General features: G+C 74.4%; 20 protein-coding genes and 1 pseudogene. 10 read left to right on the top strand and 11 right to left on the bottom strand.

The annotated features are described in order from the left end of the window. The 3 genes and pseudogenes from ACI789_RS22210 to ACI789_RS22200 form a co-directional block, all read right to left on the bottom strand. A pseudogene (locus ACI789_RS22210) lies at window positions 1–451 on the bottom strand (hypothetical protein); the annotation flags it as partial. Window positions 452–462: 11 nt separating this feature from the next. Continuing rightward, on the bottom strand, window positions 463–1386 hold the full coding sequence (gene miaA / locus ACI789_RS22205; RefSeq protein ID WP_457011630.1) for a tRNA (adenosine(37)-N6)-dimethylallyltransferase MiaA: 924 nt from the start codon (window positions 1384–1386) through the stop codon (window positions 463–465). Next, window positions 1383–2102, bottom strand: a complete 720-nt coding sequence (locus ACI789_RS22200; RefSeq protein ID WP_457011629.1) for a hypothetical protein — start codon at window positions 2100–2102, stop codon at window positions 1383–1385. The genes miaA and ACI789_RS22200 overlap by 4 nt, the downstream gene beginning before the upstream one ends. Window positions 2103–2142: 40 nt before the next feature. On the opposite strand from ACI789_RS22200, the gene ACI789_RS22195 reads away from it, so the two are divergent. Then, window positions 2143–3786, top strand: a complete 1644-nt coding sequence (locus ACI789_RS22195; protein ID WP_457011628.1) for a DUF349 domain-containing protein — start codon at window positions 2143–2145, stop codon at window positions 3784–3786. 72 nt (window positions 3787–3858) lie between these two features. Here the strand turns inward: ACI789_RS22195 and miaB are convergent, their stop codons facing one another. Together miaB and ACI789_RS22185 are read right to left on the bottom strand one after the other, a co-directional pair. Next, window positions 3859–5325 carry a tRNA (N6-isopentenyl adenosine(37)-C2)-methylthiotransferase MiaB gene (miaB, locus tag ACI789_RS22190; RefSeq protein WP_457011627.1) on the bottom strand — a complete coding sequence of 489 codons (1467 nt, stop codon included), beginning with the start codon at window positions 5323–5325 and terminating at the stop codon, window positions 3859–3861. A 54-nt stretch (window positions 5326–5379) separates the two neighbouring features. Next, window positions 5380–5592 (bottom strand): hypothetical protein, encoded by a 213-nt coding sequence (locus tag ACI789_RS22185; protein ID WP_457011625.1) that lies wholly within the window; start codon window positions 5590–5592, stop codon window positions 5380–5382. Window positions 5593–5797: 205 nt separating this feature from the next. On the opposite strand from ACI789_RS22185, the gene ACI789_RS22180 reads away from it, so the two are divergent. From ACI789_RS22180 to ctaD, 6 genes are all read left to right on the top strand, one after another. Continuing rightward, window positions 5798–6517, top strand: a complete 720-nt coding sequence (locus ACI789_RS22180) for an amino acid ABC transporter ATP-binding protein (RefSeq protein WP_456917828.1) — start codon at window positions 5798–5800, stop codon at window positions 6515–6517. 24 nt (window positions 6518–6541) lie between these two features. Next, window positions 6542–7435 carry a glutamate ABC transporter substrate-binding protein gene (locus ACI789_RS22175; protein WP_457011624.1) on the top strand — a complete coding sequence of 298 codons (894 nt, stop codon included), beginning with the start codon at window positions 6542–6544 and terminating at the stop codon, window positions 7433–7435. Window positions 7436–7504: 69 nt separating this feature from the next. After that, window positions 7505–8155, top strand: a complete 651-nt coding sequence (locus ACI789_RS22170) for an amino acid ABC transporter permease (protein WP_457011622.1) — start codon at window positions 7505–7507, stop codon at window positions 8153–8155. After that, on the top strand, window positions 8152–9066 hold the full coding sequence (locus ACI789_RS22165) for an amino acid ABC transporter permease (protein WP_456917753.1): 915 nt from the start codon (window positions 8152–8154) through the stop codon (window positions 9064–9066). Before ACI789_RS22170 ends, ACI789_RS22165 begins: the two co-directional genes overlap by 4 nt. 115 nt (window positions 9067–9181) lie before the next feature. Then, window positions 9182–9553 (top strand): hypothetical protein, encoded by a 372-nt coding sequence (locus tag ACI789_RS22160; protein WP_457011621.1) that lies wholly within the window; start codon window positions 9182–9184, stop codon window positions 9551–9553. A 126-nt stretch (window positions 9554–9679) separates the two neighbouring features. Next, window positions 9680–11434 (top strand): aa3-type cytochrome oxidase subunit I, encoded by a 1755-nt coding sequence (ctaD, locus tag ACI789_RS22155; protein ID WP_457011620.1) that lies wholly within the window; start codon window positions 9680–9682, stop codon window positions 11432–11434. 329 nt (window positions 11435–11763) lie between these two features. On the opposite strand, the gene ACI789_RS22150 is transcribed toward ctaD, so the two are convergent. From ACI789_RS22150 to ACI789_RS22140, 3 genes are all read right to left on the bottom strand, one after another. Continuing rightward, on the bottom strand, window positions 11764–12426 hold the full coding sequence (locus ACI789_RS22150; RefSeq protein ID WP_457011619.1) for a regulatory protein RecX: 663 nt from the start codon (window positions 12424–12426) through the stop codon (window positions 11764–11766). A gap of 7 nt (window positions 12427–12433) precedes the next feature. Continuing rightward, window positions 12434–13468 carry a recombinase RecA gene (gene recA / locus ACI789_RS22145; RefSeq protein WP_457011618.1) on the bottom strand — a complete coding sequence of 345 codons (1035 nt, stop codon included), beginning with the start codon at window positions 13466–13468 and terminating at the stop codon, window positions 12434–12436. A gap of 175 nt (window positions 13469–13643) precedes the next feature. Continuing rightward, window positions 13644–13838 carry a DUF3046 domain-containing protein gene (locus ACI789_RS22140; RefSeq protein ID WP_456917758.1) on the bottom strand — a complete coding sequence of 65 codons (195 nt, stop codon included), beginning with the start codon at window positions 13836–13838 and terminating at the stop codon, window positions 13644–13646. A gap of 64 nt (window positions 13839–13902) precedes the next feature. Between ACI789_RS22140 and ACI789_RS22135 the strand changes: the two genes are divergently transcribed. Further along, window positions 13903–14013: an LPXTG cell wall anchor domain-containing protein gene (locus ACI789_RS22135; protein ID WP_456910351.1), complete on the top strand. Its 111-nt coding sequence runs from the start codon at window positions 13903–13905 to the stop codon at window positions 14011–14013. Here ACI789_RS22135 and ACI789_RS22130 read toward each other — a convergent pair. Further along, window positions 13998–15284 carry an MFS transporter gene (locus tag ACI789_RS22130; protein ID WP_457011616.1) on the bottom strand — a complete coding sequence of 429 codons (1287 nt, stop codon included), beginning with the start codon at window positions 15282–15284 and terminating at the stop codon, window positions 13998–14000. The two genes, ACI789_RS22135 and ACI789_RS22130, sit on opposite strands and share 16 nt — an antisense overlap. Before the next feature lie 12 nt (window positions 15285–15296). After that, complete coding sequence (locus ACI789_RS22125) at window positions 15297–16442, bottom strand: acyl-CoA dehydrogenase family protein (RefSeq protein ID WP_457011615.1); 1146 nt, start codon at window positions 16440–16442, stop codon at window positions 15297–15299. Window positions 16443–16565: 123 nt separating this feature from the next. Here ACI789_RS22125 and ACI789_RS22120 point away from each other — a divergent pair, with 123 nt between their 5' ends. After that, on the top strand, window positions 16566–21200 hold the full coding sequence (locus ACI789_RS22120; RefSeq protein WP_457011613.1) for an ATP-dependent helicase: 4635 nt from the start codon (window positions 16566–16568) through the stop codon (window positions 21198–21200). Window positions 21201–21337: 137 nt separating this feature from the next. On the opposite strand, the gene ACI789_RS22115 is transcribed toward ACI789_RS22120, so the two are convergent. Beyond that, window positions 21338–21919 (bottom strand): antibiotic biosynthesis monooxygenase, encoded by a 582-nt coding sequence (locus ACI789_RS22115; protein ID WP_457011611.1) that lies wholly within the window; start codon window positions 21917–21919, stop codon window positions 21338–21340. Between the two features lie 95 nt (window positions 21920–22014). Between ACI789_RS22115 and ACI789_RS22110 the strand changes: the two genes are divergently transcribed. Continuing rightward, window positions 22015–22869: a DNA-formamidopyrimidine glycosylase family protein gene (locus tag ACI789_RS22110; protein WP_457011609.1), complete on the top strand. Its 855-nt coding sequence runs from the start codon at window positions 22015–22017 to the stop codon at window positions 22867–22869. The last annotated feature ends 38 nt before the right edge of the window (window positions 22870–22907 follow it).

Raw genomic sequence — 22907 nt, 5'->3', positions numbered from 1 at the left:
CGCCCCGCCCCCCCCCCCCCCCCCCCCCCCCCCCCCCCCCCCCCCCCCCCCCGCCCCCCCCCCCCCCCCCCCCCCCCCCCCCCCCCCCCCCCCCGCCACGGGTGCCCACCAGGACGCCGCCCTCGCAGGCGGCGCGGTCGAGCAGCCCCTCGGTCACCAGGACGTGCAGGAACAGCCGGATGCCGTTGCCGCACATCTCGGCGTGCGAGCCGTCGGCGTTGCGGTGGTCCATGAACCACTCGCACTGCCCGAGCGCCTCGCCGAGCACCGCGGGCGCGTCGGGCACGTGCACGCTGCGGACGACGCGCAGCACGCCGTCCCCGCCGAGACCGGACCGCCGCTCGCACAGCCGGCGCACCATCGCGGCGTCCAGCCGGTCCTCCGGCCAGAGGCTGCCGTCGGGGTCGGGCAGGACGACGAAGTCGTTCTCCGTGCCGTGTCCGACGAGCACCCGGTTCGCAGTCACCGGCCGATCGTACGAGCGGTGATCAGCGCCTCCGCGGCGTCGGCCAGGTCCGGGCGGGCGGCGTCGAGCCAGGTGGTCGCGGCGTCGCGGCGGAACCACGACCGCTGCCGCCGGACGAAGCGGCGCGTGGTCGACACCGTGCGCTCGCGGGCCTCCTCGGCGGTCAGCGCGCCGTCGAGCTGCGCGAGGACCTGCGCGTAGCCGAGGGCCCGCGACGCGGTGGGGCCCTCCCGCAGGCCGTCGGCGGCCAGCGCCTCGACCTCGGCGACGAAGCCGGCCGCCCACATCCGGTCCACCCGGACGGCGATCCGCCGGTCGAGCTCGGCAGGGTCGCGGTCCAGGCCGACGACGACGGCCTGGTAGTGCGGCCGCGGGTCCGGCAGCTGCGCGCGGAAGGGGCCGCCGGTGATCTCGACGACCTCCAGTGCGCGCACGATCCGGCGTCCGTTGCTGGGCAGCACCGCGGCGGCAGCGGCGGGGTCGACGGCGGCCAGCCGGGCGTGCAGGACCGCCGGGCCCGCCTCGGCGAGCTCGGCCGCCAGCCGTGCCCGGACTCCCGGGTCGGTGCCGGGGAAGTCCAGCTCGTCGAGGACGGCCCGGACGTAGAGGCCCGACCCGCCGACCAGCAGGGGCACGGTGCCCGCGGCCCGCAGCCGGTCGATCTCGGCCCGCGCGAGCCGGCGGTACTCGGCGACCGACGCCGCCTGCCGCACGTGCCACACGTCGAGCAGGTGGTGCGGGACGCCGTCCCGCTCGGCGACGTCGGGTTTGGCGGTGCCGATGTCCATGCCGCGGTAGAGCTGCATGGAGTCGGCGTTGACCACCTCGCCGCCCAGCCGGCGGGCCAGGGCCACGCCCAGCGCGGTCTTGCCGGTGGCGGTGGGGCCGACCAGGGCGACCACGGGCGGCTGCGCCGTCACGGGACCAGCCAGTCGGCGACGAGGTAGCCGACGCCGTAGGGGGCGAGGTCCGCGTGCAGCCGTGCCTGCACCTCCCGGCCGGTGAGCAGGGCCCCGACGGCGCGCCAGGTGGGCACACCGGAGGCCAGGAGCCGCTCGCCCTCGGCGGGGTCGAGCGCCGCGAGCGTCGCCGCGTCCCCGGTCGCCAGCGCCCGCGCGACGGCCTCGTCGAACGGCCCGGCGGCCGGGTCCAGGTAGCCGGGGGCCTTGACCGTGCGCCGCGCCGAGCCGTCGCCCATGGCCAGGACGCCGAGCCTCACCGGCAGCCCGGCGACGGCCTCGGCGAGGTCCGCGGGCGCCACGCCGAGCCGCACGCCGGCGAACCCGGCCTCGTCCAGCAGCCAGGCGCCCACCGTGTGCGCGAGTGGCGTGCACCGGCCGCCCGGGCGTCGCTGTCCCGCGAACGGCACGTCGAGGTCGACGCCGAAGCGGCGGAGGTCCCCGCCGTCCCCCGCGCCGAACCGGCCGTCGGCGCCGCCACCCACGACGACCACCACCTCCGGCCGGTGGGCGAGCAGCGCGTCGAGCGCGTCGGCGCAGGCCGCACGCAGGTCGCTGGTCTCCGGCCCGGCCCGCCCCTCCACCTGCGGCAGGAGCAGCGGCGGGCAGGGACAGAAGGCGACCGTGAGAGGACCCGGGGTCCCCTGGGCGGCGGATCCGGCCGGGCTGGAGCTCACCCGAGCAGTGTCCCGGATGCGACGTGGGACACTGCGGTGCGTGTCGAGCACGGAGAACGCCGAAAGCACCTCGCAGCAGGTCCCCACCCCGGACACGGCCGGCTCCGAGGCGGTCACCCCCGAGGCGGGGACGGCGGCCGCGCCCGTCCCCGGCGACGCCGCGCTGGCCGACCCGGCCGCGGGGTCGTCGGAGGTCGCCGCACCGTCCGGGCCGGCTCCGGAGACGCCCACCGGCAGCGCCCCCGAGGCAGCCACCTCGGCCGGCGACCCCGGCACCGTTCCGCCGGGGACCGTGGTGCCGGAGGCGGTCGCACCGGACGCCGCGAGCCCCGACGCCGCTGCTGAGGCCGTCACCCCCGAGGCCGCCGTCCCCGAGGCCGTCGTCCCCGAGGTCGCCGTCCCGGAGGTCGCCGTCCCGGAGGCCGTCGTCCCGGAGGCCGCTCCCCCGGCGCTCGCCCCCGCGCAGCCGGCGTCGGACCCCGCGAAGTGGGGCCGGGTGGACGAGGACGGCACCGTCTACGTCCGCACCGCAGACGGCGAGCGCGCCGTGGGTTCCTGGCAGGCCGGCGACCCCGCCGCGGGCCTGGCCCACTACGCCCGCCGCTACGACGACCTCGCCACCGAGGTGTCGCTGCTCGAGGCGCGGCTGAAGGCGCACACCGGCAACCCCAGCGAGCTGAAGTCCAAGGCGCAGGCGCTGGCCGACTCGATCCCCACCGCCACCGCCGTCGGCGACCTCGACGGGCTGGCTGCCCGGGCCCGCGCGATGGTGGAGACCGCCGACTCCGCGGCCGCCGAGTCGCGGGCGGAGAAGGCGGCCGCCCGCGCCGCCCAGGTCGCCCGCAAGGAGGCGCTGGCCGCCGAGGCCGAGCAGATCGCCGCCGAGTCCACCTCGTGGAAGGCCGCCGGTGACCGGCTCAAGGCCATCGTCGAGGAGTGGAAGACCATCCGCGGCATCGACCGCAAGACCGACGAGGCGCTGTGGACCCGGTTCGCCGCCGCCCGTGACGCCTTCAGCCGCCGTCGCGGCGCGCACTTCGCCGCCCTCGACGCCCAGCGCAGCGAGGCCCGGGCGGCCAAGCAGGAGCTGATCCGGGAGGCCGAGCGGCTGTCCACCTCCACCGAGTGGGGCCCGACCAGCGCCGCCATGCGCTCGCTCATGGACCGCTGGAAGGCCGTGCCGCGCACCGGCCGGGACGGCGACGACGACCTCTGGAAGCAGTTCCGCGCCGCCCAGGACGTCTTCTTCGCCGCCCGCGCGGAGCAGGACAAGGCCCGCAACGCCGAGCAGGTGGCCAACCAGCAGGCCAAGGAGGAGATCCTGGCCGAGGCCGAGAAGCTCGACCCCTCGACCGATCTCCGCGGCGCGCAGAACGCGCTGCGCAAGCTGCAGGAGCGCTACGACGCGATCGGCCACGTGCCGCGGGGCGTGATGCGCCAGCTCGAGGACCGCATGCAGGCCGTCGAGCAGCGGGTCCGCGGCGCGGTGGACTCCTCGCGGGCGCGGGTCGCCCCGGAGAACCCGATGGTGACCTCGATGCGCCAGGCCGTCGCCAAGGCCGAGGAGCAGCTGGCCAAGGCCGAGGCCGCCGGGGACGCCAAGCGGCTCGAGGAGGCGCGGGCCAACCTGGCCACCCGGCGCGAGTGGCTGGCCGAGGCCGAGAAGGCCGCCTCCCGCCGCTGAGGACCGGAGGCACAGGAGGCTCTGCCTACGCCCGGGACGCCCAGGACGTGTGCAGAGCCTCCTGTGCCTGGTTCAGGCGGGGGCGCCGATCCGCGGCATGCCCAGCAGCACGCCGGGGGTGGTCGGGCGGGTGCCGGCCTCGGCGGCGTCCCCGGCCCGGGTCCGCCGGTGGGACAGCAGCGGGCCGTCGGCGACGAGGTGGTGCGGCGCGGCCTGGGTGACGACGGTCTCGACGACGTCCCCGGGCCGGACGCCGGCGGCCGCCGTGAAGTGCACCAGCCGCCCGTCGCGGGCCCGGCCGGAGAGCCGCCCGGTCCGCGCGTCCTTGCTGCCCTCGCCCGCCGCGACCAGCAGCTCGACGGTGCGGCCGACCTGGGCGCGGTTCTCCGCCCAGCTGATCTCCTCCTGCAGCGCGACCAGTCGCTCGTAGCGCTCCTGGACGACGGCCTTCGGCAGCTGCCCCTCCATCTCGGCGGCGGGGGTCCCGGGCCGCTTGGAGTACTGGAAGGTGAAGGCGCTGGAGAACCGGGCCTGCCGGACGACGTCGAGGGTGTCGGCGAAGTCCTGCTCGGTCTCGCCGGGGAAGCCGACGATGACGTCCGTCGTGATCGCCGCGTCGGGCATCGCCGCCCGCACCCGGTCGAGGATGCCGAGGAACCGGTCCCGCCGGTAGGCGCGCCGCATCCGGCGCAGGACGTCGTCCGAACCCGACTGCAGCGGCATGTGCAGCGAGTGGCACACCGCGGGCGTCTCGGCCATCGCGGCGATGACGTCGTCGGTGAACTCGCGGGGGTGCGGGCTGGTGAACCGGATCCGCTCCAGGCCCTCCATCCGGCCGGCGGCGCGCAGCAGGTCGGCGAAGGCGCCGCGGTCGCCGAACTCGGCGCCGTAGCTGTTGACGTTCTGGCCGAGCAGGGTCACCTCGAGGACGCCCTGGTCGACCAGCGCCTGCACCTCGGCCAGGATCTCGCCCGGACGGCGGTCCTTCTCCTTGCCGCGCAGCGACGGGACGATGCAGAACGTGCAGGTGTTGTTGCAGCCCACGCTGATGGAGACCCACCCGGAGTAGGCGGAGTCCCGCTTGGCCGGCAGCGTCGAGGGGAAGACCTCCAGGGCCTCGGCGATCTCGACCTGGGCCTCGGCGTTGTGCCGGGCCCGCTCCAGCAGGGCCGGCAGCGAGCCGACGTTGTGCGTGCCGAAGACGACGTCCACCCACGGCGCGCGGCGGACGATCTCGCCGCGGTCCTTCTGCGCCAGGCAGCCGCCGACGGCGATCTGCATGCCGGGGCGTGCGTCCTTGACCGGGCGCAGGTGCCCGAGGTTGCCGTAGAGCCGGTTGTCGGCGTTCTCCCGCACCGCGCAGGTGTTGAGGACGACGACGTCGGCGTCCTCGCCCTCGGTGGCCGGCGCGTACCCGGCCGCCTCCAGGAGCCCGGACAGGCGCTCGGAGTCGTGCACGTTCATCTGGCACCCGTAGGTGCGCACCCGGTAGGTGCGCGCGGCTGCGGGCGGGGCGGCGTGGCTCAACTCGGTTCCCATGACGGACCGAGGGTACGGCGCGCCGACGGGTCGGCCGCCGTCGCGCCGGGGCGGTCAGACGCCCGGGCCGGGCTGGTCCTCGTCGAACTCCGCCTGCGCCTTGCCGGTGTCGGTGTCCGGCGCGTCGGCGGCGAACGCGTCCGGGTCCACGGCGGGCGGGTCGTCGTCCCGGGCCTGGTCGGCGGTCCCCGGGTCGTCGACGAAGGCCGGTGCGTCGTGCGGGACCGGCCCGTCGCCCGGTGCCCGGTCCTCGCGGTCGTCGGTCATGCGTCCTCCTCGCCCGGTCCGGCGGCGGACCTCGCGCGCCGGGCCCGGCCAGTACCCGCCGATGACGCGCGCCACAGCTCCCTCGGGGTTGTTACTCCTTCGTGATCGCTCGGTTCGATCCGCGCCGCGTCCCGGCCCTAGGGTCGCCAGGGTGACCAGCCCCGCGAACACCGATGCGCGCAGCTCGGGAGGACCTCTCGTCCGCCTGTCCGGCGTCAACAAGTGGTTCGGCGAACTCCACGTGCTGCAGGACATCGACCTGTCCGTGGACCGCGGCGAGGTGGTCGTCGTCATCGGCCCCTCCGGGTCCGGCAAATCCACGCTGTGCCGCACGATCAACCGGCTGGAGTCCATCCAGCAGGGCGAGATCACCATCGACGGCCAGCGGCTGCCCGAGGAGGGCAAGGCCCTGGCCCGGCTGCGCAGCGACGTCGGCATGGTGTTCCAGAGCTTCAACCTCTTCGCCCACAAGACGATCCTCGAGAACGTCACCCTGGGCCCGGTCAAGGTGCGCCGGCAGTCCCGCGGAGAGGCCGACAAGCGCGCCCGCGAGCTGCTCGACCGGGTCGGTGTCGGGGCGCAGGCCGACAAGTACCCGGCGCAGCTCTCCGGCGGTCAGCAGCAGCGCGTGGCGATCGCCCGGGCGCTGGCCATGGACCCCAAGGTCATCCTCTTCGACGAGCCGACCTCGGCGCTGGACCCCGAGATGATCAACGAGGTCCTCGACGTCATGACCTCGCTCGCCCGTGACGGCATGACCATGATCGTCGTCACCCACGAGATGGGCTTCGCCCGCCGCGCGGCCAACCGGGTCGTCTTCATGGACGGCGGCCGCATCGTCGAGGCGACCGACCCGGAGTCGTTCTTCACCAACCCGCAGTCGGACCGGGCCAAGGACTTCCTCTCGAAGATCCTCAACCACTGAGAGCCCGGTAGGAAAGGAACGCACATGCGCATCACCCGCTACGCCGCCGCCCTCGGGGCGCTGGGCCTCGCGCTCGCCGGCTGCTCCAGCGAGGCCGGCCAGCAGGCCGAGGAGTCCGCGGCGAACACCCCCGAGGTGGCCGCGGACGCCACCTTCCCCGCCGGGACGACGATGGCCGAGCTCTCCGAGGCCGGGTCGATCACCGTCGGCACCAAGTTCGACCAGCCGGGCTTCGGGCTGCTCAACCCGCAGACCCAGACCCCCGAGGGCTTCGACGTCGAGATCGCCAAGATCGTCGCCGGCGAGCTGGGCATCGCGCCCGAGGACGTCACGTTCACCGAGACCGTCTCGGCCAACCGCGAGCCGTTCATCCAGAACGGCCAGGTCGACATCGTCGTGGCGACCTACACGATCAACGACACCCGCAAGCAGGTCGTCGACTTCGCCGGGCCGTACTACGTCGCCGGCCAGGACATCATGGTCGCGAAGGGCAACCCCGACGGGATCGCCGGCCCCGACGACCTCGCCGGCAAGACGGTCTGCTCGGTGGAGGGCTCCACCCCCGCGCAGAACATCCGGGACAACTACCCGCAGGCCAACCTGGTCACCTACGACGTGTACTCCAAGTGCGCCGACGACCTGGCCAACGGCAACGTCCAGGCGGTGACGACGGACAACGTCATCCTGACCGGGCTGGTCGCCGGCAACCCCGAGGGCTTCGAGCTGGTGGGCAACCCGTTCACCGAGGAGCCCTACGGCATCGGCCTGGCCCTCGGCGACACCGAGTTCCGCAACTTCATCAACGACGTCCTCGAGCAGTCCTACGAGGACGGCCGGTGGGCCGACGCCTGGGACCGCACCGTCGGGCAGATCACCGGCGAGCCGGCTCCCGAGCCGCCGACGGTCGACCGCTACTGAGACCCCGCGGCGCCGCCGGGCGGACCCCCGCCCGGCGGCGCCGTCCGCTACTGACCCGGTGAGGGTGCGGTGCAGTTCATCACAGACAACTGGGACCTGCTGCAGAGCGCGTTCCTGACGACGTTGTCCCTGGCCGTCGTCAGCGGCGTGCTCGCCCTGGTGCTGGGCACGGTGCTCGCCGGCATGCGGGTGAGCCCGGTGCCGCCGCTGCGCGGGCTGGCCACCTTCTACGTCGAGGTCTTCCGCAACACCCCGCTGACGGTGGTGTTCTTCTTCTTCGCCTTCGGGCTGGTCTACATCGACCTGCAGTTCCCGAGCCGGTTCGCCACCGCGGTCGCCGCGCTGTCGCTCTACACCGCCGCCTTCGTCTGCGAGGCGCTGCGCTCGGGCATCAACGCGGTGCCCCCCGGTCAGGCCGAGGCGGCGCGCGCCCTCGGGCTGGACTTCGGGCAGACCCTGCGCTCGGTGGTGCTCCCCCAGGCGTTCCGCACCGTCGTCCCGCCGCTGGGCAACGTGTGGATCGCGCTGGCCAAGAACACCTCGATCGCCGCCGGCTTCGCGGTGACCGACCTGACCGCCGCCCTGCAGCGGCTGTCGAACGTCAACGCCGACCGGCTGCTCGCCGTCTTCGCCGCCGTGGTGATCGGCTACCTCGTCATCACCCTGCCCTCCGCCTGGCTGATCCGGGTGGTCGAGAAGCGGGTGGCGATCGTCCGATGAGCAGCACCGTCCTGTTCGACCTGCCCGGGCCGCGGGCGCGCCAGCGGCAGCGGATCGGCACCGCGCTCGGCGTCGTCCTCGTCCTGGCCCTCGTGGCCCTGGCGCTGTGGCGGCTGGGTTCCAACGGGCAGTTGGCGCCCGAGCGGTGGGCGATCCTGTTCGACCCGGCGTCCGGCGTGCCGCAGGCGCTGTGGGAGGGGCTGGTCAACACCCTCGCGGCGGCCGCCGTCGGCATGGTGCTGGCCACGGTCCTGGGTGCGCTGCTGGCCGTCGGCCGGCTCTCCGACCACGCCTGGGTCCGCGGGCCGGTCACCGCGGTCATCGAGTTCTTCCGTGCGATCCCGCTGCTGATCCTGATCCTGTTCTGCCTGCTGTTCCTGCCGACCGTCGGCGTCCCGATGACCGCGTTCCGCGCGCTGGTCCTCGGCCTGACCCTCTACAACATGGCGGTGCTGGCCGAGATCTTCCGGGCCGGGATCCTGTCGGTCGACCGCGGTCAGCGCGAGGCGGCCTTCGCCCTGGGCATGCGCAAGACCCAGGTGATGACCCTCGTGCTGCTCCCCCAGGCCGTGCGCCGGATGCTGCCGGTGCTGGTCGCGCAGCTGGTGGTCCTGCTCAAGGACTCCTCGCTGGGCTTCATCGTCGGCTACGTCGAGCTGCTGCGGACCGCACGCAGCCTGGTGGAGTTCTTCAACTTCCAGTTCGGCAACCAGTACACCTTCCAGCTCTACGTGGCCGCCGGCCTGATCTACATCATCGTCAACGTGCTGCTGTCCTGGCTGGCCCGGTACGTGGAGAAGCGGACCCGGCGCAGCGCCAAGGCGGCGGCCGCGGCGGAGCCCGAGCTGGGCGCCGACATCCAGATGGACGGCGGCGGGGGCGGGGTTCCGGTGGAGCCGGGGCACCGGTGACCGGCTGGGACCGGTGAGACATCGGCAGGTCACACCCGGCGCCTGACCTGCCGATATCTGCGGTGTGGACACCGCTCTCCGCCCCGCCGTGCCGCCCCTCCCGGCCGTCGTGCGCGTGCCCGACCGCATCACCGACGCCGCTCAGGAGTTCGTGGCCCGGATGCGCGCGGCGGCGCCGGACTTCGCCGCGGCCGCCGGTGCCGAGACGGCCGTCGTGCGCGAGGTGGTGCCGCCGGCCCGCCACCGCCGGTCGCGTTGCCGGGTGGTCCTCCGCTTCGGCCGCGGCGAGGAGGCCGACCTGACGTTCCTCGGGCCGGTCAGCCGGACGTCGTCCTCCCCCGAGCGTGCCTTCGACCTGCAGATCCAGGCCTGGCTCGTGCACGGCCGGGGCACCGACGGCGACTGGCTGGTGCCCGACGACGAGGCCCCCGACGGGGTCGCGGTCGACGTCTCGGCCTGGTCGGCGACCGCGCGCCCCACGGGCTGATGCGGGCGCCTCCGGGGGCGCTACCAGGAGGACGATCCGGGTTCCTTCGGGGGCTCGCGGGGGCCACCATTGTCGGGCGCGTTCCGCCCGATGGCGGAACGCCGGCCGGTCCCTGGGAGCGCCCACATGACCGTTCTGGCCCCGCACCCGATCGTCAGCCGTCCGACCGCGCACCCCCCGGCGCCCAAGGGCTCCCGCCTGCTGAGCCTGGTCCGGACGACGGACCACAAGGTCATCGGGCTGCTGTACCTGTTCACCTCGTTCGCCTGGTTCCTGGCCGGCGGGCTGATGGCCATGCTGATGCGCGGCGAGCTGGCCCGGCCGGGGCTGCAGTTCCTGTCGCCCGAGCAGTACAACCAGCTGTTCACCATGCACGGCACGGTGATGCTGCTGTTCTTCGCGACGCCGCTGTTCTTCGCCTTCGGCAACCTGATCATGCCGCTGCAGATCGGCGCGCCCGACGTCGCGTTCCCCCGCCTGAACGCCTTCTCCTACTGGCTGTTCCTCTACGGGTCGCTCATCGCCGGCGCCGGCTTCGTCGTCCCCGGAGGGCCGGCGGACTTCGGCTGGTACGCCTACGTGCCGCTGTCGACCAACATCGGCTCACCCGGGCTGGGACCGAGCCTGTGGATCGCCGGTCTGGCGGTCAGCGGCCTGGGCACGATCCTGGGCGCGGTCAACTTCCTGACCACGATCATCTGCCTGCGGGCACCCGGGATGACGATGTTCCGGATGCCGATCTTCACCTGGGGAGCGGTGGTCACCAGCTTCCTGATCCTGATCGCGTTCCCGATCCTGACCGCCGCCCTGATGGCCCTGCTCGCGGAGCGGCAGCTCGACGCGGCCGTGTACTCGGAGGCGGCCGGCGGCGCCATGCTGTGGCAGCACCTGTTCTGGTTCTTCGGGCACCCCGAGGTCTACATCATCGCGTTGCCGTTCTTCGCGATCATCAGCGAGATCGTCCCGGTGTTCGCACGCAAGCCACTGTTCGGCTACAAGGGGATGATCTTCGCCCTCGTCGCGATCGCGTTCCTGTCGGTCACGGTGTGGGCGCACCACATGTTCGCCACCGGCGCGGTGCTGCTGCCCTTCTTCTCGTTCCTGACCTACCTGATCGCGGTGCCGACCGGCATCAAGTTCTTCAACTGGATCGGCACCATGTGGCGCGGGGCGCTGACCTTCGAGACGCCCATGCTCTTCGCGCTGGGGTTCATGGTCACCTTCCTGCTGGGCGGCCTCACCGGCGTCCTGCTCGCGTCTCCGCCGCTGGACTGGCACCTCAACGACAGCTACTTCGTCGTGGCCCACTTCCACTACGTCGTGTTCGGGACCGTCGTGTTCGCCGCCTACGGCGGGGTCTACTTCTGGTTCCCGAAGATGTGCGGCCGGATGATGGACGAGCGGCTCGGGAAGCTGCACTTCTGGATGACCCTCGTCGGGTTCTGGGGCACCTTCCTGGTGCAGCACTGGCTCGGCGACGAGGGCATGCCGCGCCGCTACGTCAACTACCTGCCCAGCGACGGGTTCACCACGCTCAACACGGTCTCGACGATCTTCTCGTTCGTGCTGGGCGCCTCCTTGCTGCCGTTCCTCTACAACGTCTACAAGTCCTGGCGGTCCGGGCCGCTGGCGCTGCGCGACGACCCCTGGGGCCACGGCAACTCGCTGGAGTGGGCGACGTCGTGCCCACCGCCGCGGCACAACTTCCTTGCCATCCCGAAGATCCGCTCCGAGCGGCCGGCGTTCGAGGCGCACTACCCGCACCTGATCGACCGGTTGCAGGAGGAGGCACACGTGGGGCGCCGACACGAGCCCTACGCCTCAGAGATCGGCGGGACGGCCGGCCCGCGGCAGGGCCCCCGGGATCCCGACCCGACCTGATCAGGCGCCCGGTCCCGGCGGTCCGACGAACCGGCCGGGACGGGCCACCCGTCGGACGGCGGGACTGCGGGACGGCGGGACTGCGGGACGGGGGGGGGGGGGGGGGGGGGGGGGGGGGGGGGGGGGGGGGGGGGGGGGGGGGGGGGGGGGGGGGGGGGGGGGGGGGGGGGGGGGGCGCCCCCCCCCCCCCCCCCCCCCGCCCCCCCCCCCCCCCCCCCCCCCCCCCCCCCCCCCCCCCCCCCCCCCCCGCGCGGTGCTGTGGGTGGGCGTGCTGGGGAAGGGTGCCTCTCCCGCCCCGGACTGCAGGCCTCGAACGGCGCTGCCTGCGCTCAGGGCAGCCAGGCGTCGAGGCCGACCTCGCCGTGCGGGCCGGGCTCGTCGGACTCCTCGTCGGTGCGGTCCTGGTCGAGGGCTTCGCGGACCACCCAGCCCGCCAGGCCGGAGCCGTAGCCCTTGCGGGCCAACATGCCCACCAGCCGGCGCTCGGCGGTGACGCGGTCGACCCGCCGGAGGCCGGGGAGGCGCCGCTGCACGAGGTGCCGTGCGGTCGCCCACTCGTCCTGGTCGTCGACGAGCGCGACCGCCTCCTCGGCGACCTCTCCGTCGACGCCCTTGGCGCGCAGCTCTGCCTTGAGCGCTCGCCGGGCGAGACCCCGCCCGGACTGCCGGGAAGTCACCCAGGCGCGGGCGAACGCGGCGTCGTCGATGAGCCCGACCTCGCCGAACCGGTCGAGCACCCGCTCGGCGGCGTCGTCGGGGACGCCGCGCTTGGCCAGCAGATCGGCCAGCTGCCGGCGGGTCTTCGGTGCCCCGGTGAGGGCGCGCAGGCAGATCGACCGGGCGACCTGCTCGGGGTCGCCGGGATCGTCCTCGACCGCGTCACCGGCCCCGGGCGGGGCGGCGTCTCCGCTGTCCTGGGCAGAGGACAGTCCGGAGCGCCGCCCGCGCCGGCGGCTGGGAGCAGCGCGCTCCCCGGCCTCGGGCCAGCTCATCGGCGGCTCAGAAGTCGACGGCGTCGGCCGCGGCCGGCTCGTCGAGCTTCGGGCCGATGCCGAGCTTCTCCTTGACCTTCTTCTCGATCTCGTCGGCGAGGTCGGGGTTGTCGCGCAGGAACCCGCGGACGTTCTCCTTGCCCTGGCCGAGCTGGTCGCCCTCGTACGTGTACCAGGCACCGGACTTGCGGATGAAGCCCTGCTCGACACCGGCGTCGATGAGGCCACCCTCGCGGCTGAAGCCCTGACCCCACAGCAGGTCGAGCTCGGCCTGCTTGAACGGCGCGGCCACCTTGTTCTTGACGACCTTGACGCGGACCCGGCTGCCGACGGCCTCGGTGCCCTGCTTGAGGGTCTCGATGCGCCGCACGTCGAGCCGGACCGACGAGTAGAACTTCAGCGCCCGGCCACCGGTGGTGACCTCCGGCGAGCCGTAGACGACACCGACCTTCTCGCGCAGCTGGTTGATGAAGATCGCGGTGGTCCCGGAGTTGTTCAGCGCTCCGGTGATCTTGCGCAGCGCCTGGCTCATGAGGCGGGCCTGCAGACCGACGTGGCTGTCACCCATCTCGCCCTCGATCTCGGCCCGGGGCACGAGGGCCGCGACCGAGTCGATGACGATGATGTCGAGCGCCCCGGAGCGGATGAGCATGTCGGCGATCTCCAGCGCCTGCTCACCGGTGTCGGGCTGGCTCACCAGCAGGGCGTCGGTGTCGACGCCGATCGCGCGGGCGTACTCCGGGTCGAGCGCGTGCTCGGCGTCGATGAACGCCGCGATGCCGCCGGCGGCCTGGGCGTTGGCCACCGCGTGCAGGGCGACCGTGGTCTTACCGGAGGCCTCGGGGCCGTACACCTCGATGACGCGGCCGCGCGGCAGGCCGCCGATGCCGAGGGCGATGTCGAGGGCGATGGAGCCGGTCGGGATGACCTTGATCGCCTGCGCGGCGTTGTCGCCCAGCCGCATGACCGAGCCCTTGCCGAACTGCTTGTCGATCTGGGCGAGGGCCATGTCGAGGGCCTTGTCGCGGTCGAGCGTTGCCATGGTGCTCACCTTCGGGAAGTCGCGTGGAGCGGGTCGGTGTCGACGCTAGAGCGGGGGTCTGACACTTCCGGGGGAACCGGTAGACCTGTGGACGGGCACCCGGCCTGTGGACTGCGCGTCCCAATCTAGCCCGAACGTGTGTTCGACTGCCAACGTGACACGCCGCGCCGACAGATCACCTCTCCTTCGGCGGGACGTCGTACTCCTCACAGATGGCCAGCCACACCTTGCGCACCGGGAGCCCCGCCTCGATCGCCTCGATCGCGGTGCGACCGCCGAGGGACGAGAAGACGTGGTCGCGGGCCACGCTCTGGGCCCGCATGGAGCCGAACTGCTGAGAGAGGCGGGACCAGAACTCCTGCAGGCGCACGTCCCCGACGCTAGCGCGGGCTCGACGAGGACCGCCGGGACCGGCGGGCTCCTACGCTGGCACCGTGATCCCCAGCACCGGGTCGTCGACGTGGGACCTCGTACTCGAGATCGGCATCGTGCTGTGCCTGGTGGCCTCGCTGGTGCTGCTCTACCGGAACTACCGGGGGCGCTGAGCCGGCCGGGGCACCGGACCGGTCCGGGCCCAGACCACCACCAGCGGCGCGACCAACGCGGCCGACACCGCCGTCACGAGCCCGTAGCCGCCGAGGGCCAGCAGCGGGCCGCCGACCACGCCGGCCAGTGCCGCGCCCAGTCCCATGAGCAGGTCCGTGCCGCCCTGCGCCGTCGGCCGCTGCTCCTCCGCGACCGACTCGGTGACCAGGGTCGACCCGGCGATCAGTCCGCACGACCACCCCAGGCCGAGCAGCAGCAGGCCGACACCCAGTCGCCCGGCGTCCCCCGGAGCGGCGGTCCCGGCGAGCGCGGCGGCGGCGACCAGCAGGGCCGCGGCCACGGCGACCGTGGCGCGGTGCCCCGCGCGATCGGCCAACTGCCCCACCAGCGGCGAGAACAGGTACATGCCGGCGACGTGCACGCTGATGACCAGGCCGATCACGCGCAGCGTGGTCCCCTCCGGCCCGCCGGCGTGGCCCATGTGCACCGGGGTCATCACCATGACGCCGACCATCACGGAGTGGGCCACGACGACCGCGGTCAGGCCGAGGCGTCCGCGCGGGTCCGCCCAGACGGCGCGCAGCGCCGCCAGGGTCACCCGCCGCGGCCGGGGACCACCGCCGGCGACGACACCCTTCAGCCGCCGGGCCATCAGGAGGGGGTCGGGCCGCAGGAGGAGGGCGAGACCGACCGCCACGACGGCGAAGACCGCCATCGAGATGGCGAACGCGCCGGTGAGCGGCGGCAGGCCGAGCACGTGCCCGAGCGACTCCCCCGGGCCGGCCAGGTTCGGGCCGAGCACCGACCCGACGGTCGTCGCCCACACCACCAGCGACAGCGCCCGTCCCCGGTGCTGCGGCTCGGCGAGGTCGGCCGCGGCGTAGCGCGCCTGCAGCCCGCACGCGGTGGCGGCCCCGAAGCCGAACAGGCCGATCAGCAGCAGCGGCAGGGACGACAGCAGCGCGGCGCAGACGGTGACGACCGAGCCGAGGACGGCGATCGCGTAGCCGACGGCCAGCCCGGCCCGGCGGCCGGACCGGTCGCTGATCCGCGCCAGCGGGACGGCGATGACCGCGGCCCCCAGCACCCCGGCGGTCTGCCCCAGGCCGGCAGCGGTGTCGGTGCCGGCGACGTCCCGGGCCAGCAGCCCGCCCACGGTGATGCCGACCGTCACCCCCAGGCCGGCCAGGGCCACGCCCGACCCGAGCACGCCGAGGGTCCGGCGCTGGACGGCGGTGGGGTCCGGGTGGGCCCGGGTCTCGGCGGTCACGTCGTCCCCGCCCTACAGCCCCATGGAGCGGCCGACGATCTCCCGCATGATCTCGTTGGTCCCGCCGTAGATGGACTGGATGCGGGCGTCGCGCCAGGCCTTGGAGACGAAGTACTCGTCCATGTAGCCGTAGCCGCCGTGCAGCTGCAGGCAGCGGTCGGCGACCTTGTTCTGCAGCTCGGTGGTCCAGTACTTGGCCATGGCCGCGTCGACCGGGGTGAGGTCGCCGCTGTTGAGCTGCCGGATGCACTCGTCGATGAAGCTGCGGGCGATGGTGAGCTCGGTCTGCAGCTCGGCCAGGACGAAGCGGGTGTTCTGGAAGCTGCTCACCGGCTTCCCGAACGCCGTGCGGCCGGTGACGTACTCGACGGTGTGGGCGAGCACCGTCTCGGCGGAGGCGACCGCGCCGACGGCGATCGACAGCCGCTCCTGCGGCAGGTTCTCCATGAGGTGGTAGAAGCCGCGGTTCTCGGTGCCCAGCAGGTTCTCCGCGGGCACGCGGACGTCGTCGAAGAACAGCTCGGCGGTGTCCTGCGCCTTGAGGCCGACCTTCTCCAGATTGCGGCCGCGGCTGAAGCCGGGCATGTCCCGCTCGACCACCAGCAGGCTGATCCCCTTCGAGCCGGGTGCGTCGGGGTCGGTGCGGGCGACGACGATGACCAGGTCGGCGTTGATGCCGTTGGTGATGAAGGTCTTGGAGCCGTTGAGGGCCCAGGCGTCGCCGTCCCGGCGCGCCGTGGTGCGGATGCCCTGCAGGTCACTGCCGGCCGCGGGCTCGGTCATCGCGATCGCGGTGATGAGCTCACCGGAGCAGAAGCCGGGCAGCCAGCGCTGCTTCTGCTCCTCGGTGCCCAGGTCGCGCAGGTACGGGCCGGCGACGTCGTTGTGCAGCGTGAACCCGACGCCCGTGGCGCCGATGCGCATGAGCTCCTCGTCGACGACCGCCTGGTAGCGGAAGTCGCGGACGCCGCCACCCCCGTACCGCTCGTCCATGTCGGTGCCCAGCAACCCCTGGGCGCCGGCCGAGGTCCAGACGTCCCGGGGGACGATGCCGTCCTTCTCCCACTGGTCGTGGAACGGGACGATCGTCTTCTCGGCCCAGGCGCGGACCATCTCGCGGAAGTCCTCGTGCTCGGCCTCGTACAGGGAGCGGCGCATGGCGGCCAGTGTGCCCGACCCCACCCCCGCTCCAGGAGCACCTCACTACCCGGCGGAAAGGGCGCTGCCGCGACGCTCCCGCGGCCCGGCGAACTGTCGTACCCGCGGGCGACACTGGTGCCCGTGTCCGCCCTCGACCGGTTCTCCGAGGCCACCCGCGCGTGGTTCACCGGGGCCTTCGCCGCGCCCACGCCAGCCCAGGAGGGCGCGTGGCAGGCGATCAGCAGCGGCGGGCACGCCCTCGTGGTGGCGCCGACCGGCTCGGGCAAGACGCTCGCCGCGTTCCTCTGGTCGCTCGACCGGTTGGCGAGCACCCCGGCGCCGGAGGACCCACAGGCCCGCTGCCGGGTCCTCTACGTCTCCCCGCTCAAGGCGCTCGCCGTCGACGTCGAGCGCAACCTGCGGGCGCCGCTGGCCGGCATCGGGCAGGCCGCCGCCCGGCTGGGGTTGCCCCGGCCCGAGATCCAGGTCGGCATCCGCTCCGGGGACACCCCCGCCGACGAGCGGCGGGCCTTCGCCCGCCGGCCGACCGACATCCTCATCACCACCCCCGAGTCGCTGTTCCTGCTGCTGACCAGTTCGGCCCGCGAGGCGCTGCGCGGTGTCGAGACGGTGATCGTCGACGAGGTGCACGCCGTCGCTGACACCAAGCGCGGAGCGCACCTGGCGGTGTCCCTCGACCGGCTCGACGACCTGCTGGAGCGCCCCGCCCAGCGGATCGGGCTGTCGGCCACGGTGCGGCCGATCGAGGAGGTGGCCACCTTCCTGGCCGGCAGCCGCCCGGTGGAGGTCGTGGCGCCCGGCTCGGCCAAGGAGTGGGACCTCTCGGTGGTCGTCCCGGTCGAGGACATGAGCACCCTCGGGCAGCCAACCGGCGAGCTGGACGGCTCGGCGGCCGGCAACCAGCCGCGGACGTCGATCTGGCCGGCAGTCGAGGAGCGGGTGCTCGACCTGGTCGAGGCCCACCGCAGCACCATCGTCTTCGCCAACTCGCGGCGGCTGGCCGAGCGGCTCACCAGCCGGCTCAACGAGCTGGCCTACGAACGGGCCACCGAGGAGACGGTCCCGCCCGGCACCAACGCGGCCGCGCTCATGGCGCAGGCCGGCTCCGGTGGAGGCGTGCCCGAGGGGGTGCGGCCGGTCGCCGCGGCCCACCACGGCTCGGTCTCCCGCGAGCAGCGGGCGGTGGTGGAGGAGGCCCTGAAGTCCGGGCGCCTGCCGGCGGTGGTGGCCACCTCCAGCCTTGAGCTCGGCATCGACATGGGGGCGGTCGACCTCGTCGTCCAGGTGGAGGCGCCGCCGACCGTGGCCTCGGGGCTGCAGCGGGTCGGGCGGGCCGGGCACCAGGTCGGCGCGGTCAGCCGGGGGGTGCTCTTCCCGAAGTACCGGGGCGACCTGGTGCAGTGCGCGCTGGTCGCCGAGCGGATGCGGGCGGGCGCGATCGAGTCGATCCGCTACCTGCGCAACCCCCTCGACGTCCTGGCCCAGCAGGTCGTCGCGATCGTCTCGGAGCGGCCGCGGTCGGTCGACGAGGTGGCCGCGCTGCTCCGCCGCTCGGCACCGTTCGGGTCGCTGCCGGACTCCGCCCTGCACGCGGTCCTCGACATGCTCGCCGGCCGCTACCCGTCGGACGCGTTCGCCGAGCTGCGACCCCGGCTGACCTGGGACCGGGTCACCGACACGCTCACCGCGCGCAGCGGAGCCCAGCGCCTGGCGGTCACCAGCGGCGGCACCATCCCCGACCGGGGGCTGTTCGGCGTCTTCCTCGTGGGCGGCGAGGGCTCGGGCGGCCGGCGGGTCGGCGAGCTCGACGAGGAGATGGTCTACGAGTCGCGGGTGGGCGACGTCTTCCTCCTCGGCTCCTCCTCGTGGCGGATCGAGGAGATAACCCACGACCGGGTCCTGGTCAGTCCGGCCCCCGGCCAGCCCGGGAAGATGCCCTTCTGGCACGGGGACGCCCCGGGACGGCCGCTGGAGCTCGGCCGCGCGCTGGGCGCGTTCCTCCGCGAGGTCGGGTCGGCGACGCCGCAGGCCGGTCTCGACCGGGCGCGGGCGGCCGGCCTCGACGAGTGGGGCGCGGCCAACCTGCTGACCTACCTCGCAGAGCAGAAGCAGGCCACCGGGCACCTGCCCGACGACCGCACGCTGCTGGTCGAGCGATTCCGCGACGAGCTTGGCGACTGGCGACTGGTCGTCCACTCTCCCTTCGGCGCCCAGGTCAACGCCCCGTGGGCGCTGGTGCTGGCCGCCCGGCTGCGCGAGCGGTACGGCGTGGACGTCGCCTCCATGCATTCCGACGACGGCATCGTGCTGCGCCTCCCTGACACCACGGGGGAACCGCCCGAGGCCGACCTGGCCGTCCTCGACCCGGACGACGTCGAGCGGGAGGTGACCGCCGAGGTCGGCAACTCCGCCCTGTTCGCCAGCCGCTTCCGCGAGTGCGCCGCCCGCGCCCTGCTGCTCCCCCGCCGCGACCCCCGGCGTCGCACGCCGCTGTGGCAGCAGCGGCAGCGGGCCGCGCAGCTGCTGTCGGTTGCCAGCGAGTTCTCCAGCTTCCCCATCACCCTCGAGGCCGCCCGCGAGGTGCTGCAGGACGTCTACGACGTGCCAGGCCTGGTCGAGCTGATGCGCGACGTGCGCTCCCGCCGGGTCCGGGTCGTCGACGTGCAGACCCAGGCCGCCAGCCCCTTCGCCCAGTCGCTGCTGTTCGGCTACGTCGGGCAGTTCCTCTACGAGGGCGACGCCCCGCTCGCCGAGCGGCGGGCCCAGGCCCTGGCCCTCGACACCGGCCTGCTGGCCGAGCTCCTCGGCCGCTCCGAGCTGCGGGAACTCCTCGACGCGGAGGCACTGGCCGAGGTCGAGCAGGAGCTGCAGCGGCTGCCCACCGACCGCCACCCCCGCGACCTGGACGGCGCGGCCGACCTGCTGCGCCTGCTCGGGGACCTCACCCCGGCCGAGGCCGCCGCCCGCGGCGTGCCCCGCGAGTGGCTGGACGAGCTGGTCGCCGCTCGACGCGCGCTGGTGGTGCGCATCGCCGGCGAGGAGCGGCACGTCGCCATCGAGGACGCCGGCCGCCTGCGGGACGCGCTCGGCACCGCGCTGCCCGTGGGCGTGCCCGAGGTCTTCACCGAGCCGGTCCCCGACCCGCTGGGCGACCTGGTCGGCCGGTACGCCCGCACCCACGGCCCCTTCCAGCCCGGCGAGGTGGCCGAGCGGCTGGGCCTGGGCGTCGCCGTGGTCACCGCCACCCTCCAGCGGCTGGTCGGCACCGGGCGGCTGGTCGCCGGCGAGTTTCGGCCCGGCGGCACCGGGCACGAGTGGTGCGACGCGGACGTGCTGCGCTCGATCCGCCGGCGCAGCCTGGCCCGGCTCCGGCAGGAGGTGGAACCGGTCCCCATCGACACCCTCGCCCGGTTCACCCCCTCCTGGCAGTCGGTGGGCAGCCGGATGCGGGGGCCCGACGGCGTGCTGGCCGTGGTCGAGCAGCTGGCCGGCGCGCTGGTGCCGGCCAGCGCGCTGGAGTCGCTGGTGCTGCCGGCCCGGGTGCGCGACTACTCCCCCGCGATGCTCGACGAGCTGACCAGCGCCGGTGAGGTGCTCTGGGCCGGCGCGGGCGGGCTGCCCGGCGGCGACGGCTGGATCAGCCTGGTCCCGGCCGACCTCGCGCCGCTGCTGCTCCCCGACCAGGTGCAGCCGGGCGGGGTGGGCGACGGGAGCGACCTCAGCGTGGGCGCAGCCGTGCTGGAGCGCCTGGCCGGCGGGCAGGCCCTGTTCTTCCGCGGCCTGTCCGACCTCGTCGGGTCCACCGACGACGCCGCGCTCGCCGACGTCGTGTGGGACCTCGTGTGGGCCGGGGCGCTCACCAACGACACCCTCGCCCCGCTGCGCACCCGGCTGACCGGCGGCGGCACGCACAAGCGCCAGCCGGCACCACCGCGCGCCCGGCTGGACCGCACCCGCTACGGGCGCCCCCGGCTCGGCCGGCCCGCGATGCCGACGCGGACCGGGCCGCCGACGGTCGCCGGGCGCTGGTCCCGGCTGCCCGACCGGGAGACCAACCCCACCAAGCGGACGACGGCGCGGGCCGAGGCGCTGCTGGAGCGGCACGGCGTGCTGACCCGGGGCGCGGTGATGGCCGAGCAGGTCCCGGGCGGGTTCTCCGCGGTCTACCCGGTGCTCCGGGCGTTCGAGGAGAACGGGCGGGCCCGGCGCGGTTACTTCGTCGAGACCCTCGGTGCCGCGCAGTTCGGCACCCCCGGCTCGGTCGACCGGCTGCGCAGCTTCGCCTCCCCCGACCGGGTCCCCGCGGGAGCGGTGGTGCTCGCGGCGACCGACCCGGCCAACGTCTACGGCGCGGCGCTGCCGTGGCCCGAGCGGTCGGCCGGCGGGGACGACGGCGGCAGGGCTGACGGCACGGGCAGCGCCGTCGACGTCGGCGAGGGCACCGGCAGCGGACGGCGGTCGGCCACCGGCCACCGGGCCGGCCGCAAGGCCGGAGCCCTGGTCGTGCTCGTCGACGGGGACTTGGTGCTCTACGTCGAGCGCGGCGGCAAGACGCTGCTGTCCTGGACCGAGGAGGAGACGGCGCTCAAGGAGGCGGCGACGGCGTTGTCCGGCGCGGTCGCCGCCGGCGCGCTCGGCCGGATGGTGGTGCAGAAGGCCGACGGGGCCTCGGTGCACGAGTCGACGCCGCTGTCGGCGGCGCTGCAGGCGGCCGGGTTCGCCGCGACCCCGCGGGGCCTGCGCCTGCGCGCCTAAGGGTGCTGCAGGCGGCCGGGTTCGCCGCGACCCCGCGGGGCCTGCGCCTGCGCGCCTAAAGGTGAGGAGCCGAGCCGCTACCCGTCGCGCCGCGAGGGCAGCGGGCCGGTGCCAGCCGCGTGTGCAGCCAGCCCGTGTCAGTCGCGCTGCGGGCGGAGCCAGCCGGCGAACAGCCGGGTGAGCGCCGGCATGACGACGAACCCGAGCAGCACGACAACGATGCACGCCGACAGCAGCAGCCGGAACGGCCACGGCCAGCCCGCGACGTGCGGCATGACGAGCACCTGCAGCGTCGAGGTGATGAGGAAGACCGCGGCGATGGTGAGCACCGTCGACCGCCAGCGGGGCCCCGGCGTCGCGGGGCGGGTGAAGAAGCTGTCGAGACCGGCGACGCGGGCGTATCGCTCCTCGTCGACCATCTCCTGCATCCGGTCGAGGGCCGCCCGCCGCTCCGGCGACCCCTCCCACGCGGCCAGCGACGCGTCGTCCTTGAACCGGTAGACGAGGTGGTACTCCGAGCTGCCCAGTCCCGGCTTGAGCAGGGTGCCGCCGAGGTTGCCGGGATAGGTGGCGGCCAGCGCGAGGGTGTCGGCCGCCCACCGCTCGAAGGCCTGCCGCCGGTGCGGGCGCACCACCCGCGCCACCGTGACCGTCACCGGCTCGGGGACCCGCCCGGCGACCTCCTGGCGGGTCAAGCGGGAGCGGATCAGGGTCGTCACGGCCACGGAATGGCTCAGCGCTCGGCGATCCGGCCGTCATCCCGGCTGTCAGCGGTCTCACAGCGGCCCGGGACCGCGCAGGGGACACTGGCGGCGTGCCCGAGGGAGACACCGTCTGGCTGGCGGCCAAGCGGATGCACGCCGCGCTCGCGGGGGCGACGCTGCGCCGCGGCGAGCTGCGCGTGCCCCGGCTGGCCGCCACCGACCTCGCCGGCCGCACGGTGTCGGAGGTCGCGCCCCGCGGCAAGCACCTGCTGATCCGGTTCGCCGACGGCTGGACCCTGCGCACGCACTTCCGCATGGACGGCAGCTGGCACATCTACCGGCCGGGCGCGAAGTGGCGGGGCGGGCCGGCCTTCGCCGTCCGCGCCGTGCTGGCCACCGACCAGTGGGAGTGCGTGGGCTACCGGCTGCACGACGTCGACCTGGTCCGCACCGCGCACGAGGACCAGCTCGTGGGTCACCTCGGCCCCGACGTCCTCGCCCCGGACTGGGACCTCGACGAGGCGCTGCGCCGGCTGCGGGCCTCCCCCGACGAACAGGTCGGCGTCGCGCTCCTCGACCAGCGCAACCTCGCCGGGATCGGCAACCTCTACAAGGTCGAGTCGCTGTTCCTCAGCGGCGTCCACCCGTGGGCGCGCGTGGCCGACGTCGCCGACCTCCCCGGGCTGGTGGAGCGGGCGCGCACGCTGATGCGGGCCAACCTCGAGCACCCCGAGCAGAGCACCACCGGCAGCCTGCGCCGCGGCGAGCAGCACTGGGTCTACGGCCGCAAGGACCGTCCCTGCCGACGCTGCGGCACACCGGTCCTGCTCGGCGACCAGGGGCCGGAGCTGGAGGAACGGGTCACGTACTGGTGCCCGCGCTGCCAGGCCGCCCGTTCTCCCATCGACCCGGCGGCCCGGACCGGGGAACCGGGCCGTCCCCGTCCCCTCGTCGGCTCCTCCTGACAGCTGCGGTCGCGGTCCGCCACCCGGGCGGAGTCCCC

Source organism: Geodermatophilus sp. SYSU D00965 (assembly GCF_054050075.1).
This window is presented reverse-complemented; position numbering and strand designations above follow the sequence as displayed.

Bases quoted from the DNA above. Each gene is read 5' to 3' on its own strand.
- ACI789_RS22185 (WP_457011625.1), bottom strand. From the start codon at position 5,592: ATGACCGACGACCGCGAGGACCGGGCACCGGGCGACGGGCCGGTCCCG.
- miaB (WP_457011627.1), bottom strand. From the start codon at position 5,325: ATGGGAACCGAGTTGAGCCACGCCGCCCCGCCCGCAGCCGCGCGCACC.
- ACI789_RS22165 (WP_456917753.1), top strand. From the start codon at position 8,152: ATGAGCAGCACCGTCCTGTTCGACCTGCCCGGGCCGCGGGCGCGCCAG.
- ACI789_RS22125 (WP_457011615.1), bottom strand. From the start codon at position 16,442: ATGCGCCGCTCCCTGTACGAGGCCGAGCACGAGGACTTCCGCGAGATG.
- ctaD (WP_457011620.1), top strand. From the start codon at position 9,680: ATGACCGTTCTGGCCCCGCACCCGATCGTCAGCCGTCCGACCGCGCAC.
- ACI789_RS22150 (WP_457011619.1), bottom strand. From the start codon at position 12,426: ATGAGCTGGCCCGAGGCCGGGGAGCGCGCTGCTCCCAGCCGCCGGCGC.
- ACI789_RS22175 (WP_457011624.1), top strand. From the start codon at position 6,542: ATGCGCATCACCCGCTACGCCGCCGCCCTCGGGGCGCTGGGCCTCGCG.
- recA (WP_457011618.1), bottom strand. From the start codon at position 13,468: ATGGCAACGCTCGACCGCGACAAGGCCCTCGACATGGCCCTCGCCCAG.